At 35.6% G+C, this 17,618-nt stretch carries 15 protein-coding genes; 13 read left to right on the top strand and 2 right to left on the bottom strand.

Translation table 11 applies throughout. The features are described 5' to 3' along the window. Positions 1 to 13 precede the first annotated feature (13 nt). Complete coding sequence (locus GMB86_RS07160; RefSeq protein ID WP_155218172.1) at positions 14 to 1,051, bottom strand: PTS transporter subunit IIC; 1,038 nt, start codon at positions 1,049 to 1,051, stop codon at positions 14 to 16. 631 nt (positions 1,052 to 1,682) lie between these two features. Between GMB86_RS07160 and GMB86_RS07155 the strand changes: the two genes are divergently transcribed. The 8 genes from GMB86_RS07155 (at position 1,683) to GMB86_RS07130 (ending at position 9,805) form a co-directional block, all read left to right on the top strand. Continuing rightward, positions 1,683 to 3,260 carry a BglG family transcription antiterminator gene (locus GMB86_RS07155; protein ID WP_230459031.1) on the top strand — a complete coding sequence of 526 codons (1,578 nt, stop codon included), beginning with the start codon at positions 1,683 to 1,685 and terminating at the stop codon, positions 3,258 to 3,260. 29 nt (positions 3,261 to 3,289) lie between these two features. Further along, positions 3,290 to 3,712, top strand: a complete 423-nt coding sequence (locus GMB86_RS15735; RefSeq protein ID WP_230459030.1) for a PTS sugar transporter subunit IIA — start codon at positions 3,290 to 3,292, stop codon at positions 3,710 to 3,712. Positions 3,713 to 3,725: 13 nt separating this feature from the next. After that, on the top strand, positions 3,726 to 4,208 hold the full coding sequence (locus GMB86_RS07150) for a PTS sugar transporter subunit IIA (protein WP_155218170.1): 483 nt from the start codon (positions 3,726 to 3,728) through the stop codon (positions 4,206 to 4,208). 1 nt (position 4,209) lies between these two features. After that, on the top strand, positions 4,210 to 4,494 hold the full coding sequence (locus tag GMB86_RS07145; RefSeq protein WP_155218168.1) for a PTS sugar transporter subunit IIB: 285 nt from the start codon (positions 4,210 to 4,212) through the stop codon (positions 4,492 to 4,494). A gap of 22 nt (positions 4,495 to 4,516) precedes the next feature. Then, positions 4,517 to 5,788 carry a PTS galactitol transporter subunit IIC gene (locus tag GMB86_RS07140; RefSeq protein WP_155218166.1) on the top strand — a complete coding sequence of 424 codons (1,272 nt, stop codon included), beginning with the start codon at positions 4,517 to 4,519 and terminating at the stop codon, positions 5,786 to 5,788. A gap of 14 nt (positions 5,789 to 5,802) precedes the next feature. After that, entirely contained in the window at positions 5,803 to 6,855 is a 1,053-nt protein-coding gene (locus GMB86_RS15485; protein ID WP_196220152.1) for a galactitol-1-phosphate 5-dehydrogenase, read from the top strand. A gap of 3 nt (positions 6,856 to 6,858) precedes the next feature. Continuing rightward, entirely contained in the window at positions 6,859 to 7,890 is a 1,032-nt protein-coding gene (locus GMB86_RS15480) for a zinc-binding dehydrogenase (protein ID WP_196220151.1), read from the top strand. A 532-nt stretch (positions 7,891 to 8,422) separates the two neighbouring features. Continuing rightward, positions 8,423 to 9,805, top strand: coding sequence for a L,D-transpeptidase family protein (locus GMB86_RS07130; RefSeq protein ID WP_155218164.1), 1,383 nt, complete (start codon positions 8,423 to 8,425; stop codon positions 9,803 to 9,805). 121 nt (positions 9,806 to 9,926) lie between these two features. On the opposite strand, the gene GMB86_RS07125 is transcribed toward GMB86_RS07130, so the two are convergent. Next, positions 9,927 to 11,840 (bottom strand): N-acetylmuramoyl-L-alanine amidase, encoded by a 1,914-nt coding sequence (locus GMB86_RS07125; RefSeq protein WP_230459029.1) that lies wholly within the window; start codon positions 11,838 to 11,840, stop codon positions 9,927 to 9,929. 406 nt (positions 11,841 to 12,246) lie between these two features. Between GMB86_RS07125 and GMB86_RS07120 the strand changes: the two genes are divergently transcribed. The 5 genes from GMB86_RS07120 (at position 12,247) to GMB86_RS07100 (ending at position 17,522) form a co-directional block, all read left to right on the top strand. Further along, on the top strand, positions 12,247 to 12,474 hold the full coding sequence (locus GMB86_RS07120; protein WP_155218162.1) for a hypothetical protein: 228 nt from the start codon (positions 12,247 to 12,249) through the stop codon (positions 12,472 to 12,474). A gap of 399 nt (positions 12,475 to 12,873) precedes the next feature. Continuing rightward, positions 12,874 to 14,658, top strand: coding sequence for a SulP family inorganic anion transporter (locus tag GMB86_RS07115; protein WP_155218160.1), 1,785 nt, complete (start codon positions 12,874 to 12,876; stop codon positions 14,656 to 14,658). Further along, on the top strand, positions 14,633 to 14,962 hold the full coding sequence (locus GMB86_RS07110; protein ID WP_155218158.1) for an ArsR/SmtB family transcription factor: 330 nt from the start codon (positions 14,633 to 14,635) through the stop codon (positions 14,960 to 14,962). Before GMB86_RS07115 ends, GMB86_RS07110 begins: the two co-directional genes overlap by 26 nt. 400 nt (positions 14,963 to 15,362) lie before the next feature. Next, the gene (abc-f, locus tag GMB86_RS07105) at positions 15,363 to 16,994 is read left to right on the top strand and encodes a ribosomal protection-like ABC-F family protein (protein ID WP_155218156.1); all 1,632 of its coding nucleotides are present in this window, start codon (positions 15,363 to 15,365) and stop codon (positions 16,992 to 16,994) included. Positions 16,995 to 17,312: 318 nt separating this feature from the next. Continuing rightward, entirely contained in the window at positions 17,313 to 17,522 is a 210-nt protein-coding gene (locus GMB86_RS07100) for a hypothetical protein (RefSeq protein WP_155218154.1), read from the top strand. Positions 17,523 to 17,618 lie beyond the last annotated feature (96 nt).

Genomic DNA, 17,618 nt, shown 5'->3' with positions numbered 1-17,618 from the left:
CAAATACAGGCTATCAATCAAAATTTAATTTATAATCTTCCGACTTAATCATTTTTAACTTCCGAGAAAAAACATAAATTAAAGTTAAGTTCAAGAGAATCGGAATAATAAAGAAAATGCTGATCATAATGGAAATATTTTTAGTTGTCCATCCATCATGGGTTAGATTCATATAATTCAATGGTCCGACGAGTCCTGATAATCCGAATCCTGCGCTGTAAGGTGTTCCTTGAACATTTAATAACCCGGCTAATCCTCCTAGAACAGCTGCCGTGATAAACATTGGAATTGCAATTTTCGGTTTCATAAAAAAGTTTCTCATTTGGATTTTAGGAGAGCCTAATAAATGCGCCAAGGCTGTTCCAAGTGAATTGGCTTTATAACTAGCAATGGCTAGACCAACACCTGCCGCCACAATTCCAAGATTTGCTGCTCCTGAACCAATACCTGAAAGTGAGATAACCGTTGCTACGCCCACAGTTGAGAGTGGTGACAGAATTAGAAGGCAGAAGACAATCGATATAATCATTCCCATGACAACTGGTTGCAAGGTTGTGATATGTGCAATACCAATGCCAATGAGTCCAGTTGAAGTTTTGACATAGGGAAGAGTGATATACCCAATCATGCCTGGAACTAAAATACTTAATGCTGGCAGTAAAAGAATCGAATACGCTTTTAATCGATCACCAAACAATTTAACAAAAAGAACTGTTAGTGCAGCTGTAAAACCTGTGTTTATCACGATACCGATGCCATTTAAAGCAAAAAGTCCTTCAGCTGTTTTTTGAATAGAACCTCCGCCAACCATAGTCGCTATTCCTACGCATGCTGTCTGGATGGAAGTTAACTTAAATGTCATTCCTACCATGACGCCAATCAAAACTGGAAGTAAACTCATAATAATAATCGTTATATCTAATAAATGTTGTAATGCAGGAAAATGAGGAATCAAAAGCTTTAATATTTCCCCTAATAAAGCGTTTGGTATTAATGCCACGACAATTCCTATACTCATCCCATTTAACAACTTACTGAAAAAGTCTTTCATTCTACTATTCTCCCTACCTCTAATACGTTTAGATTGGAACTAATTATATGGAATAATCAAATAGGAGTCAATAAAATATTTTTACACTTTAACGCGTATAAGCATAAAAGTGTTAAAGGGATAAGATAAAGGTATTACAATTTGTAGGATTTAAATATAATTCCATAAATTATGCACTTATATTGAGAGAAAAATATTTAATATGAAGGAAATAGATAATGGTTAATTAGATATCGAGAGCATGCTTTTGCCGAATTGCTTGTTGCTTCATACCATCCAAGTACCAGGCGGTTTGAAGGTATCCCCTTTTTTAACTAGTGCTTGGATTATTTCAATTTTAAAAACGATCAAACGGAAGGCCTGAATCTTCCTTTTTCTATGCGTTTATACAAAACTACAACTCTAAGTTAAAGTAATTCATCCAGGGCTATGCTTATATTCTTGGTATTCTTAGAGTTATACTTTTTAGAATTTCTTTTCATCATTTTTTAGTAAACATTTAATATATGAAGACATGAGATAGTGTGATTTAAGTCTCACGTTGAACATATAAATGTTTATAAATGACAATGAAAGCGCATTCATTTATTGGAAATTCAACATATATTAAAACTAACAAGGGGGAAATCCAATGGAGCTTGATGAAAGGAGTACCAATATAATTCAAGAAATATTAAAGAATCCAAGCATTTCAAAGAAAAAATTAGAAGAGAAATATCAGTATTCGAGAAGACAAATTAGTTATAGCATGATGAAAATAAATCAATGGCTTACAGAACACAACTTTCCTGAAATATGGCGTTCAAAAAATGGGGCTTTTATTGTGCATCCATCTGTTTTAGATGCATTGTCATCAAACATAAAAACAGAGAAAATTTGGTATGTTCCAACAGAAAAAGAAAGGATTTATTTTCTTTTATTAATGCTGATAAGCAATGAAGGTGAATTATCTCTCTTTCACTTTATGAGTACATTGCAAGTGAGCAAAAATACAATTTTAAGAGATTTAAGGCATGCAAAAAAGGATTTAACAGCATATGATCTACAAATTAACTATACAAGGTCCAAGGGGTATCATCTAACTGGCGATGAATGGAATATCCGAAAATTATTAGTCGATGTTATTGAAAAGGTATCAAATATATACAATGGTGAGTATTTTATTCAACATCTGACTTTAGCGGAAGATATTCAAAAGCATCACAAACAGTTAGAGGATGTTGAAGAACAATTACAGCTTCGTTTTACGGATGAAAAAATGAAGATATTACCTTATCTTATATCCATCATGATGAAAAGAATTGAACGTGGGTGCTATGTTAAACGTTCATTTTCAATTGATTATGATGAACTGTCAGATACGAAGGAATATAGAGCTGCTGAACGTATATTAAGAGATGAACGAACAGTCCCAAAAGAAGAGAAATTATATATGACACTTCAACTCTTAACATCAAATGTATTGGGTTCTTCCTTGTTGACGGATTCAGAACTTCCTAAATTAAAAATGGTCATAAAACAATGTTTAGATATCTTCGAAGAGAGAGCCTGCATTGTCATTAAAGAGAAAGATGAATTGTTAAATAAATTGTTTTTGCATATCAAACCTGCCTACTATCGTATTAAATATCATCTTACTACAGAGTACGCAAGTATAGAGAAAATGATGAAGGAATTTGAAACTGTTCACTATATTGTCACAGATGCTTTTAAACCGTTAGAAAAATTCATTGGCTGTGATATACCCACAAGTGAATTGGCCATGATCTCAGTTTTTATTAGCGGGCACCTTATCACGAATCAAGAAATAAAGGAAGATAAAAAGCGGGCAGTTGTCGTCTGTCCTCAGGGTCTTTCAATATCACAATTAATGGAAAGCGTGTTAAGAAAATTATTCCCTGAATTTTTCTTTTATCCAGCGATGTCATTACGAGAATATCACAAAGAGGTAAAACCATACGATATTGTTTTCTCTTCTATCCCGATTCAAACTGATAAAAAGTTGTTCATTGTCGATCATTTTATTACTGATTTAGAAAAAATTCAGCTCCGAGAACGTGTGTTAAAAGACATTTTTGGCTTTGGTTCCTCAGCATTAAATATGAATCATTTGTTATCAATCATTGAAAGACATACGCAAATTACTGACAAGGAAAGCCTTCAGAAAGAGCTGGCTGAATACTTCTCCTATCAACATGAAAAAAAATAGATCGTAAACGTTCATTGCATTTACACGACTTGATCAAACAAGAACACGTTGTAATCAGAGAAAGTGTTCGAGATTGGAGAGAAGCAATATATGAAGCATCGAAACCGCTATTAGCTGATCTAAGCATTACAAATAGTTATATTACAGCTATGCAGGCTGAGTATCCTGTTTTATCTCCTAACATTATTTTAAGGTCAAACGTTGCCATCCCACATGTTGCTCCTGAACATGGAGTGAATCAAGTTAGCATGAGTTTGTTAAAGCTCAAAAAAGGTCTTGAAGTTGATCAAAAAATACGTATCCATTTTGTGGTGGTCATTGCAGCTATTGATAAACTCCAACATTTGGATGCACTTAGGGAATTAATGGAACTTGCATCTAATGAATCTATTTTATCAAAAATGCTAGAAACAGATGATACTAGAAAGTTATTTCAGTTAATTCAGGTATAAAGGGGCTATAGCCATGGGAATCAGTCAATTTTTAAAAGATGAATTGATTTTTACTGAGTATGTTTGCGAGGATCAAGAACAATTATTTAAAATGATTCATCAAGTTGCAAAAGAAAATGTATATGTCTATGAAGATTTTTTTAAAAAGATCCTTCAGCGTGAAAAATCTTATCCTACAGGTCTAAGTGTAGGGGAGTTCAATGTTGCTATCCCTCACACGGATCCTGAGTGTATCATAGAACCTTTCATCTCAGTCATTACTCTTTTCAATCCAATCTCTTTTCATTTGATGGACGATCAATCGAAAGAAGTAGACGTTAGCCTTGTTGTTTTACTAGGCTTGAGTGAGCCACATGCTCACTTAGAAGTGTTACAACAGTTGATGTATATGATACAAGACAAACAATGTTTGGATCAATTGATCCATGCGAAGTGTCATGATGATGTGGTATCTGTTTTTAAAACTACTGAAGAAATATCTAATAGGGGGAATTAAAATGAAAAAATATAAAATTTTAGTCGCATGTGGAGCTGGAATTGCTACATCTACAATTGTTTGTGATCGATTAGAGCAATTGTTGAAAAATAACAACATTCATAGTGAAATCATTCAATGTAAGATTTCAGAGGTTGCAACACGTCAAAATGAAGCGGATTTAATTGTATCGACAACCATTTTGCCAACAGAATATAAAATACCTGCGTTTAATGCAGTAGCGTATATTAGTGGTTTTGGAGCTGAAGCACTAGATCAAAAGATTTTAAATCACTTGAAAGCTTAATAACCGTTCAGGAGGAATTATTATGGATCGAATTTTAGCTGGAGTGCAATATATTCTTGGTTTAGGGCCAACAGTTATCCTACCCATTGCCATCATTATTATGGGATTGGTCTTTCGTACCGGTGTAAAAAAAGCCATCCGTTCAGGCATTACCATAGGGATAGGGTTTGTCGGAATTAATTTAATTATTGATTTATTGGTTAATAATTTGGGTCCAGCTGCACATAAGATGGTGGAACGCTTTGGATTGAATTTAACGGTTATTGATACAGGATGGCCCTCCGCAGCGGCGGCATCCTGGGCGTCTCCTGTAGCAGCTGTTCTCATCCCAATTTGTTTTGGTTTCAATCTCATCTTGATTTTGCTCAAAGCCACGAAGACATTGGATATTGATATTTGGAATTATTGGCATTTCATTGCAGCAGGAGCGACGGGGTATGTTGTTACAGGAAACTTTTGGTTTGCAATCATATGCGCACTTCTTTATGAAATTGCTGTCTTATTTATTGCTGACCGAACCGCACCAATGGTTCAAAAATTTTATGGACTTGAGGGAATTTCTCTTCCGACTGGCTCAACAGTCTCCTTTGCCCCACTAGGTATATTAATAGGTTACCTTATTGCGAAAATACCAGGTTTAAATAAGTTACATGCTGATCCAGAATCAATACAGAAACGCTTTGGTATTTTTGGTGAACCAATGATGATGGGTTTAATTTTGGGGTGGATCATTGGCTTGCTTGCGGGGTATGATATCGGCGAAGTATTGAAAATTGGAATCTCGATGGGTGCTGTCATGTTGTTAATGCCTCGCATGGTCAAGATTTTAATGGAAGGTCTTATACCAATTTCTGATGCAGCGCGAGCGTTTCTTCATAAAAGATATCAAGGACGTGAATTATATATTGGTCTAGATGCGGCGTTATCTGTCGGTCATCCTGCAGTGATGTCAACAGCTCTAATACTAGTACCCATTACACTTTTTCTTGCTGTCATCCTGCCAGGAAATAAAGTTTTACCGTTTGGAGACTTAGCAACAATTCCGTTTTACATTGCGTTTATCGTTGGATCTAGGAAAGGAAATATCATTCATTCATTAATTGTAGGAACTATTGTCATTGCATTAACCCTTTACATGGCAACAAATTTTGCAACGGTACACACACAAATGATGGCTGGGGCACATTTTAAAATCCCAGAGGGAGCTACTCAAATTTCAAGTTTAGATTTAGGTGGAAATTTGTTCAACTGGTTAATATTAAAATTCTCTCAGTTATGGGCAGCTATTTTCTAATATGAGGTGATTGAATGAAAGCGGCAGTACTTCGTGAAACGAATCATATTGTTTATGAGGATTTCTGTATATCAGACTGTAAACCGGATGAAGTAAAAGTAAAAGTAATGGCTGCAGGGATATGTGGTTCAGATATACACAAAATGATGACTAAATGGAAATATACATTACCAGCTATAATGGGTCATGAATTCTCAGGAATTGTCGTGGAAAAAGGGAAGGATGTTAGTCATGTTCATGTCGGTGATCGAGTAATAGGGATACCTTTCATACCATGTCATCAATGTGAATATTGTAAGCGTGGTCTATATTCACTTTGTGAGCATTATGACATGGTAGGAGCCAATTTGTACGGGGCTTTTGCAGAATATGTGAACATCAAGGCCAGCAATGTGATGAACATTGGCGAACTGGATTTTGAGACGGCTTCATTAATTGAGCCATTAGCTGTAGCATGTCATGCGGTTTTTCACATTGAACCAAAATTAGGGGATACCGTTGCTGTATTTGGAGCGGGCACGATCGGGTTATTAAATATTCAACTATTACAATTAGCCGGTGTGCAGGATATCATTGCTATTGATATTTCTGATAAAAAACTTAGGGGAGCTGAACATTTTGGCTGTAGTCACACTATAAATCCACTTAAAGATGATCTTTTAGATAAAGTTAATGAATATACAAATGGAATGGGTGTAGACATTGCCATGGAGTGTGCAGGTTCCAAAGTTACCCAAGAGCAGTGTTTATTGATTACACGTAAACGAGGAAAAGTTGGATATGAGGGGATAGCTTATTCAGAAGTGACACTTTCTGAGAAAGCCTTTGAAAATATATTTAGACGAGAATTAACCTTGAAAGGATTCTGGAATTCATACACAGCTCCGTTTCCTGGTGACGAATGGACAAAAGGACTTCAATTTGTGTTATCAGGAAAGGTAAGACTTTCAGAGATGATTTCTCATCGATTTGAATTAAAAGATACACAGAAGGCATTTGATATGATCACACAGCGCAAGCAAGATTACAATAAGGTTTTAATCATTCCAAATAAGGAAGTGTATTAAAAAATGAAAGCGCTTGTAAAAAGGAATCCAGGTTATGATGAAATGTCCCTTCAAGAGATTCCTGAACCCGTTGTCGAAGGAAATCAAATAAAAATTAAAGTAGCTTATACAGGAATATGTGGATCTGATATTCATTCGTTTAAAGGAGAATATAATAACTTACGTCCACCTGTTGTTTTAGGACATGAATTTTCAGGTATTGTGGTGGATATCGGTCCAAATGTAAAAGGGATAAAAATAGGGGATAGAGTGACAAGTGAAACAACTTTTCAAACATGTAATACCTGTCCATATTGTGCGGAAAAAAACTATAATCTATGCGTAGATCGAAAAGGCATAGGGACACAGGTGAATGGTAGCTTTGCAGAGTATGTGATTTCTCGTGAGGAGAGTGTGCATGTACTCCCTGAGCATGTAGGTTTATTAGAAGCAGCATTAACAGAACCACTAGCCTGTTGTGTCCATGCTGCACTTGAAAAAACAACGATAACCCCCCGTGAAAAGATCCTTATTTTTGGGCCAGGACCTATTGGATTGTTACTGTCACAAGTGATAAAAGCTCAAAATGCCTATGTTATTTTAGCAGGGATAACAAAGGATGAGCCGAGGTTAGAACTTGCTAAATCGATAGGTATTGATCAAATCGTTAATACACAAAAAGAAAACTTAGAACAAATTGTTTTAACTTTAACTGAAGGAGTAGGTGTAGATAAAGTCTTTGATTGCTCTGGAGCGATACCTGCTGTGAATCAAGGATTATCTCTCATAAAGAAAAAAGGTCAATGTATTCAAGTGGGGATCTTCGGTGAAAAATTTAATAAGATGGATCAAGAATCTATTATTCAAAGAGAGCTATCTTATATTGGTAGTCGCTCGCAAAAACCGAGCTCTTGGCCAATTGCACTAAATCTATTAGAAGAGAAGAAAATTGCAACGAAAAGAATGATCACTAAGATTGTTCCATTAGAGAATTGGCGAGAAGGTTTTGAAGCAGTTATGTCTGGACATGAAATAAAAGTGATAATTCAATCTTAAATGTAAGGTGTATTGGTCGTATATAGAATATTTATCTTGAACGATACGATGTAAATAACAATGCCTTGTCTATATATGTAGTGACAAGGCATTGATTCATTAATTAAACAATAAAAGGTCTACATGAAATATGTATGTAATATTTGTAATGATATGTTAAACTAAGTACAGATTGAGTGGAAGAAGCTGAGTATCAGGTTAGAAGAAGGATTTTTACCGGTTTCAAAACGATTATACTTAATTAAACCTTAAGAGTGACGGCATACCGTTTTAAGTGTGAATTTACAAACAGGTCTTTATATATTGAAAGTATTTTCAAGCAAATGAAACACCGATATATTAATAAAATTTTTACATATATACTTTAGAGAGTCGTTGATTTAGATAAATCGGTTTTTATCGGGAATGAGGTGGAAATCCTTACTCAATATTAAACTTTTTTACATAATCTAGAAGTTATAACTTTAGTTGGATGTTTATTAATATTATAAATCTAATAAATAAGTAAACTCGTTTTCTGGAGGTCAAGTTTATGAGTAAAAGAAACATCATCATCTTAAGCAGTGTGGTTGTACTTATTGCACTCATATTTTCGGGTATTTATTATTATCAGGCAACCCATTTCAATAAACATATCACGATCAATAACACAAATGTCGGTGGACTAACGGCGGAACAAGCTTTAAGTAAATTAGAAAAAACGGTATCTAAAAACGTCGTCTATATTGGTAATAGGAAAATTTATGATGGAAAAGATACTAAAATGGGATATACAAACAAAGATTTGTCAGAAGTAAAGAACCTATTAAAGAAACAACGGACGTTTTTTCCTTCTTCAAAGGCAAAAAATTATGCTTTAAATCCAAGTGAAACGGATGAGAGACAAAGTCAAACGGCGAAAAAGAAATTAGAAGAAAAACTCATATTCATGAATAAGGACTTAAAAGCACCCAAGGACGCTGAAGCTCGTTTGGTGCAAGGTAAAATGGTCGTTACCAAAAGTGTTAATGGAGAGCAATATGATGTCAATCGTTTATTAAAGGATTACCAGAACAAGGTTTATAATAGTGAAATTCATTTGAACCCTATAACAAAACAACCGATCAAAGCAGACAGTCAAACAATCAAACAAGAAAAGAAAAAGCTGCAAGATCTACGCTCACAAACGGTTGATTATAAGCTTCAGAATATACCATATTCTTTTAAGGGTAGTGAAGTCATTAACAATGCAACCATTTCAAAAGATATGAAATATAAGATTGACCCGAGCGATATTAAGAAAAAGTTGGATGACCTTAATCGTTCTAAATCGACGTTAAATAAACCCTATACCTTTAAGACTCATTCAGGAAAAGTCATATCAGTCAAAGGAGGATCCTACGGTTGGGCAATTGATATCGATGCAGAAACAAAACGGATTCAGCAGGCCTTTGAAAAAGGAAATAAATCGCTTCTTGCCTACAATATCTATGGAGTTGGCTGGAATATCAATGGCGTCGGTTACCACACGACAGCGAACAATGGGATTGGAGACACCTACGCGGAGGTATCCATCAAGGATCAACGCATTTGGATCTACAAAAATGGGAAACTACAAGTGACCACTCATGTTGTCACAGGGACACATGTCTATAATGAAGATACTCCTAAAGGGGTATGGTATATCGAATACAAAGCCTCACCATCCACGCTTACAGGGAGTGAAGTTGGTAATCCGAATTATTCAGTCAAAGTGAACTATTGGGCCCCCTTTACAACAAGCGGATGTGGTTTCCACGATGCCAAATGGCGAAAAAACTGGTCTAATACAGCCTACATTAAAAATGGATCGGGTGGATGTGTGAATACACCGCCGAGTGTTATGAAAAAAGTGTACGATAATTTAGAGCAGAATGAGCCTGTGGTGATTTATTAAGGCAGGATCTTGGTAAGAGGGAAATTGTTTAATAATATGATGAGTAAAAAGGCTGGCGGGAGATTCTCCGTCAGCCTTTTTTGAAATAACAATAACCCATAATTTGATTAGATTTTAATACTTATTTGAGAATATCAACATCACTTTTCTTAACAAAGGCAATCCGGTGATTATACGTAATCTGATAGTATTCATCATTTCCTTTTACGACGTGATAGGTAGATGGTTGATTAAATAGTTTCGCAAAGTAATAATCTGATTGAACCGGGCCTGTCCCAATATATTTCTGCCCAGCTGGCATTGTATATATAGTCTTATTGGATACAATCGGATCTCCTAGACTTTGAAATGCTCCAGCTTCTGGATAGGCAGAGCCATAAACAGGAATAGAAGTCATTCCCTCTTTTGGTGTAATAATAAGTCCTTTGCCTTTCGTTGAATTCTTCCCTTGAGGGTTATAGAACCATGCCTTTTGTCCACCATAATTTATAGCTGTCCAGTCACCGTCTTTATCCACCTGGTAAAAAGTTTGTCCACTCACGGCCTTATCTCCCCAGTCCTGAATCTCTGTAGTTCCAGCACCTGTTGGGTGAATTAGAGGATCACCTAGAAGAGGGGCTTGGAAGCTAGGCTCGGAATATAGATAAACAAAATCTGATGGACGTGCTTCTAATGGCTGATTGTTGTAAGTGAGCGTGGGTAGATTATTGTTAAAATTAGGATTGATGGTTACAATCTGCTTATTTTTTTGATTATCACTTGATTTATCCACTGCAACACTATTTGAAGTAAAAGGTGCACCTAAAAGCTCAAAATAATGAGACCAGTCCCAATAGGCTGCTGGATCCCAGTGCATGGCCCGTTGATGTTTGGTATCTAAACCGGGTACATTATCATGACCGAGAATATGTTGTCGATCCAAAGGGATATTGTATGCCTTGGCTAAATATTTTACAAGTTTAGCCGATTGCTGATACATCGGTTCACTATACCATGATGCTCCTTCAACAGCATATCCTTCATGCTCGATCCCAATAGAATGACTGTTAATGTACCAGTTTCCAGCCTGCCAGGCCACATCTTTTGGTCTCACCATTTCTGTGATTTGTCCATCGGATGATCGGACGACATAATGAGCACTGACATAAGATGGACGAAGAAACGTATTGATACCTGCTTCGTAAGAACCTTCAATATCGTGTATAACAATATAACGAATGTTGAGGCCATCGTAAGGCCGATTTGCAAGATCGTAATTCCCATAATCCCCTGGACTAGAAGAAAACGCTTGGTATAGTGCAGGAATGAATTGACAATCAACTCCATTTGGACAATCGACATTTGTCTCTTTCGTTTTTTTCAGTTGAAGGGAATTGGCCGTTTTCTTATTAGGTTTAATATCTTCTGAAGTTAATTTTAAATGCTCACCACCCGAAGTATTTTTCTCAACTCCTTTTTGAATCGTGGCATAGACTTGATCGGCAAATCCTGTTGCTGTCAATTCATTATCAGATTCGCTATACATGGCAATTGCTCCATACCAGTCTGCAGGGTTATCTGAGATTTTGCCGTAAGTTTGTTTTTCGTATTCTGCAAGAATAGCCGCTCCTCCGCGAATATTCAAATCTGGATCTTTCTTTAAGTCGTTGGTCTGTGCACCGAGTAATGTTGCTGCTTTATCCAATGTATGTAAGTATTTTTCTGTTGATTTATCAGAACTTGGCTGGTTTCCATCACCTTTTGCATCTTCAGCAGGTAATCGATTCACTTGGGTTAAATGCATCACACCATATCCACCGGAAGTGCTTGGTTCACCACCGTGTTGTTCCCATCTTGTTTCGTTATAAGCCACGGACATCAGTATACTTAAAGGAACATGGTATTCTTTCGAAGCTTTCACAAAAGACGCTTGCAAACTGTTCTGATTACCAGCCTCTTTAGCGGAAACCTTATTAACTGAAACGTTCATTAACAATGTCACAGACAGTATTACGACGAGTGAAGTGTACAGTAAAAAGCTCTTTTTCTCTCTCAAAAAATCTCCCCAATGATTTAATAGTGTGTTATCCCTTACGTATTGTTGATATTTTGTTAATAATAAGAATTATCTATAAAATTACGCTTCATTAATAGGTTTGTCCATCCGCCATAAGTAATTATTTACCATAATTAATCTGTGACTATTTTCATATTTAAGAGACATGCCTTCTATACATTTATCTTTTTATACGATACAAAATTTAAGCTAGTAACCGCTAATTAACGGGGATGATTTAATTCACTTCCTCCATTCTATATGAATTTCTTGGTCATATTGACTCAATGAAATTCAATTCTCTTCGATTCTATAAACGATCCTTTTATAAAATTAATGAGAATCATGTTATGAAGAAGGAATTTCTTCCATCCGCTAGAATACTATTAATGAGGAGATGATATCGGTGGAATACGATGTAAATTATTATGTAGGCGATAAATGTATCGGTGTGAATAGTGTTGAAGCTGTGAGTTTTGAAGAAGCTGAAAAAAATCTACAAATAGAAGGTGTCATCACATTTACTGAAGACAAAGGTAAAGAAAAGGTACTAACAAAGATTTTTCTAGATAAAGTAACCCATATTAAAATAACTGAAAAGCAAACAAAAAGTTCTGGCACGGTTGGGTTCTAAAAATATGAGAATAATGACGAGGTGTTTTTAGGTAATTCATCATTATGTTAATATCAGGAATAACAATCAAAAAATGCAGCTATTCTGCTCACCCTGAGTTAAAGTGTGGTAGTGTCTGGCTGGATCGCTTAGGTAATCTATATTAAAAGTAGAAGATGCTAAAACGATCCCGTTTTTAATTAACTCTTTGGTTCGTGTTTTGATTAGACTAAATTATTGCAAAAATAGGATATCATCATTCCCAATTAAGAAGATGTAACAATATCGTCTCTTGATTGGGTCTTTTTGTATTATCTCATATAAAAAGAATTGACAACCATAAGAAGATAGCGTAGATTCGTATTATGCTATATTCAAATAATCAGATATAGAAATATTATAAAATGGGGAAGGTATGTTATGCATCAGAAGTTTGGTCTACGTATTGGTAAGTATTCTCTTCAAGATCTTCAAAAAGATCTGATTGCAGGTCTTATTGTCGGAGTTATCGCCATTCCTCTGGGGATGGCATTTGCAATTGCATCAGGCGTCAAGCCAGAACTCGGAATTTATACAACTATTATTGCGGGTATTTGTATTTCATTATTTGGTGGATCTAAATTTCAAATTGGCGGTCCAACCGGTGCCTTTATCCCCATATTGTTCGGAATCGTGATGTCATATGGTTTAGAAAATTTATTGATTGCTGGCTTTTTAGCTGGTGTAATCCTCTGTTTAATGGGCATTTTTAAATTAGGTGCCTTAATTAAATTCATTCCAAGACCAGTGACAATTGGATTTACAACAGGTATTGCTGTTATTATTTTTACCGGACAGATTCCCAATTTTCTCGGACTGTCTAATGTGAAAAAACATGAGTTATTTCTAGATAATATGAGAGAAATCGTGCAACATTTACACAGTCTAAATATTTATAGTGTAGGTACGGCGATTATTTGCTTAATAACAATATTAGTTACACCGAAAATACTGCCCAAAGTACCAGGTCAACTTGTTGGACTTGTTTTTTCAACTTTGATGGCGACTTTTCTCTATCCGAATCATGTGGCAACGATTGGTTCGACTTACGGACAAATATCTGGTGTCTTGCCTCATTTCAATATACCAACGATTACATTCGATCGTGTGACACACCTGATTCAGCCAGCTTTTGTGATCGCTGTATTGGGTGCTATTGAATCGCTATTATCAGCCGTTGTAGCTGATGGTATGACCAAAGATAAACATAATAGTAATAAGGAATTGATTGGACAAGGCATAGCAAATATGGTGACTCCGTTATTTGGAGGAATTCCTGCTACTGGGGCCATTGCAAGAACAGCAACAAATATTAAAAGTGGGGCTGTATCACCCGTTTCAGGAATCATTCATGGCCTTGTTGTACTCCTCGTTTTACTTTTATTTGCCCCTTACGCGTCTAAAATACCATTAGCCAGTATGGCACCGATCTTAATGGTGGTCGCTTGGAATATGAGTGCAAGGCGGGTCTTTTACAATGTCCTTGCAACCAAAACAGGTGATTCTCTCGTTTTAATGGTTACCTTTCTATTAACAGTCTTTATGAATCTTACCGTGGCCGTTGAATTTGGATTGATTTTGGCGGTTATTATTTTTACTAAGCGGATGAGTGATATAATGGTAACTGTCAAAATTTTGCCTAATCACGAGAATGACAAAATGGAATCTGGTATCGTGACAGAGAAGCATGATTGCCCACAACTGAGTATTTATAATATTGAAGGTCCATTATTCTTTGGGGCAGCACAGACGTTTGAAACAAGTATTATGAATACGATCAATTACAAGCCAAAGATACTACTACTTAGAATGAGTAAAGTCCCGTTCATGGATACGACGGGGGAATCTTACTTTTCAAGTATTGTAAAAGATTTTTCAAAGACCGGGATTGTGCTTGTATCTGGATTAAATCAACAACCGGCAGCGATCCTTAAGAAAACAGGTCTATATGATCTCATTGGTGAGGATCATATTTTTGAGCATACAAATGATGCCATTGATTATGCTCTTTCTCAAGTGAATCGAACCAAATGTTTAGGTTGCAAACATTTTGCTTTTAGAGAATGTCAGATGTATTCAAAATCTAATGAAATAGAGAACAAATCCCCACATTTATTTAATGGAAGGAGAAAAGTTGAAATTGAATCTAGAAATGCACCAATTTAAAGCAGAATTTTTTAAAGCTTTAGCTCATCCTTTAAGGATAAGAATTTTAGAGATTTTGGCTGAAGGCGAAAAAAGTGTTAATGAAATCCAAAGTTTAGTTGGGACTGAAGGTTCTACGGTATCGCAACAACTGACCGTGCTTCGTGGAAAAAATATTGTCTCTGGAACTAAGGATGGCAACCGTGTGATCTACTCTCTGCAAGATCCAATGATTATTGAACTTCTAGACATTTCGCGCCAAATATTTAATAATCATTTAGTCGATACCATTATGTTACTAGATAAAATGAAAGAGACGGAATGAAGGGGCCAGGCACCGAAAAAAGACAGGACAGTGGTGGCTCAGATAATATGGATTTGATAACGAAGACGTATCGTTTTATTAAGAGGCAAATCTCCTTTTAAATCGTACAACACCAATTTTATCTTCCAAATATCTATTGTTTTGGTCACACTTTTTATGATATATTTATACTAACAAGCATTAGAAGAGGTGATGGGTGGACGATGATTAACTAATCTTATTTTTAAAATTTGAAATCACATATTTCAAATCATACAAAATAGGATTAGTCTACCCATTTTCGTTAAAATATGAAAGAGCAGTTTGCGTATAGCTTATTTGATCATGCTTTGGTACGGCTAATCCTTCCAACTAAATTGGGAGGATTTTTTGTTCTCCCTTTAAGAGAGGGATCGATAATATGAAAGAACTTTTAAAATTAATAAATCTTAGCTATGAAGTAATGGACCAATATCTTTTTGAAGATGTTAATGCCACTGTTCAGCAAGGGGATATTATTGGCGTCATAGGTAAAAATGGAGCCGGTAAATCGACGTTATTGCAATTAATTATTCAAGAATTAATTCCGACGAAAGGGCATATACAAAGGATGCAACGAGACTTGAAAATCGTTATGGTTGAACAAGAAACTGAATCGCATTCTTTTGAAGATAAAAGTCCTAATGAAATTAAACTGCTTGATAAGTGGCATGTGCCAAACCACGATTTTCAACAATTAAGTGGCGGAGAAAAACTTAAAGCACGATTGGCGAAAGGGTTTTCAACAGACGCGGATCTTTTATTGTTAGATGAACCGACAAACCATCTTGATGAGCCGAGTTTAGAATATCTTCATACACAAATTAAAAATTACAAAGGTACCGTGATTTTGGTTTCGCATGATCGCTATTTTTTAGATGCTGTAACAACAAAAATATGGTCAATTGAAGGTAAAAAGCTCATTGAACACAAAGGAAATTATTCAAGCTATATGGACGTTCGCAAACAGAGACGGCTTACCCAGCAACGTGAGTATGAAAAACAGCAAAAGATGATTGAACGGATTGAAGGGCAAATCAATGAGCTCACGTCTTGGTCGAAACAAGCTCATGGACAATCGACGAAAAAAGAAGGTTTCAAAGAATATTATCGAGTCAAAGCAAAACGTATGGATTCACAGATTAAATCCAAACGAAAACGCCTTGAAAAAGAGCTCGAAAAAGTAAAAGTAGAGCCCGTTGAGTCAGAATATCAGGTGCAATTTTCGATTAATACAAATAACAAGGTAGGAAAACGATTTTTAGAAGTGAAAAATTTAACAAAGTCTTTTGAGGGGCGAACACTCTTTAAAAATGCCAATTTTACGATTCAGCATGGTGAGAAGGTGGCTGTAATTGGGGCCAATGGTAGTGGGAAGACAACGTTATTGAGAATATTAGTTGGCAAGGAATCAACTAAAGGAGAGGTATGGATCTCCCCATCTGTAAAAATTGGTTATTTAACACAAGAAGTGTTTGATCTACCACTAGAACAAACACCAGCGCAGCTATTTCATAAAGAAACGTTTGAAGAGAGAGGAAACGTTCAAAATTTAATGAAGCATTTGGGGTTTATTGCTTCTCAATGGACAGAACCCATAAGAAATATGAGTATGGGCGAGCGTGTTAAGTGCAAGTTAATGGCCTATATACTAGAAGAAAAAGATGTTCTTATATTAGATGAGCCGACGAACCATCTTGATCTGGCTTCACGTGAACAACTTGAAGACACTTTAGCAGAGTATAATGGAACACTGATTGTGGTATCTCATGATCGTTATTTTATTAAAAAACTAACGAACAGCCAACTCATCATTTCAAACAATCGCATACAAAAGCAGTTGAGTGACGTAACACCGAAGAGAGATCATCTGGAAGAATTACGCCTTAAGCTTGAAACCGAAAGACAAGAAGTATTGGGAAAGCTTAGCTTTATGACTCCAAAAGATCAAGCATACACCGAACTCGATAAGAAATTTAACGAATTAACGAAACAAATCAGTGAGCTTAAGTGAATGTGGAAAATGGTATACTATTTACATCCAACTATGCCTTTAATATAAAGGATGGTTTTTCGGATTTTAACTTTTATGAAGTTGAATTTAAATGAATTATGGTGCCTGCTGCTAACAAAGTGATTGTTTTACTTGATCCACAGTAAAGTGAATAGAAGCTCGATAGCCATATTTGCCCAGCCTTCAGACATTAATGTTTTTATCACTGACCAAATCTTACCGGAAGAAGTCTTTGACTTTATAGAAGCTAATCAAATTGGGGTTGAGATTGTTAAGTAGAATTAAATATCAATAAAGTTGAAAGTGAAGTGAAAGTGAATGTCTATAATTGATTTTGAAGCAGCACAAAAATGGTCAAAATTAACTAAAGAAGTACAAAATATGTTCATAAATAATGTGTTTTGTTTTAACTGTGGGGAAACTACGATTGTTGATTACTCCATAATTAACGATGAAATGGGTGTTGTATTAACAGGAAAATGTAAAACGTGTGGTGAAAATGTCACAAGATTGGTCGAGGATATTTAGTCTAAAATAAAGGGGTCAGGCACCGAAAAAAGACAAAATAAACGCATTTGTTCAATTGGCAAGGACAGTGAAGTGAATCACTTAGAATTTGAAACA

The sequence above is a fragment of the Terrilactibacillus tamarindi genome, assembly GCF_009718825.1.
GTDB lineage: Bacteria > Bacillota > Bacilli > Bacillales > Sporolactobacillaceae > Terrilactibacillus > Terrilactibacillus tamarindi.
This window is presented reverse-complemented; position numbering and strand designations above follow the sequence as displayed.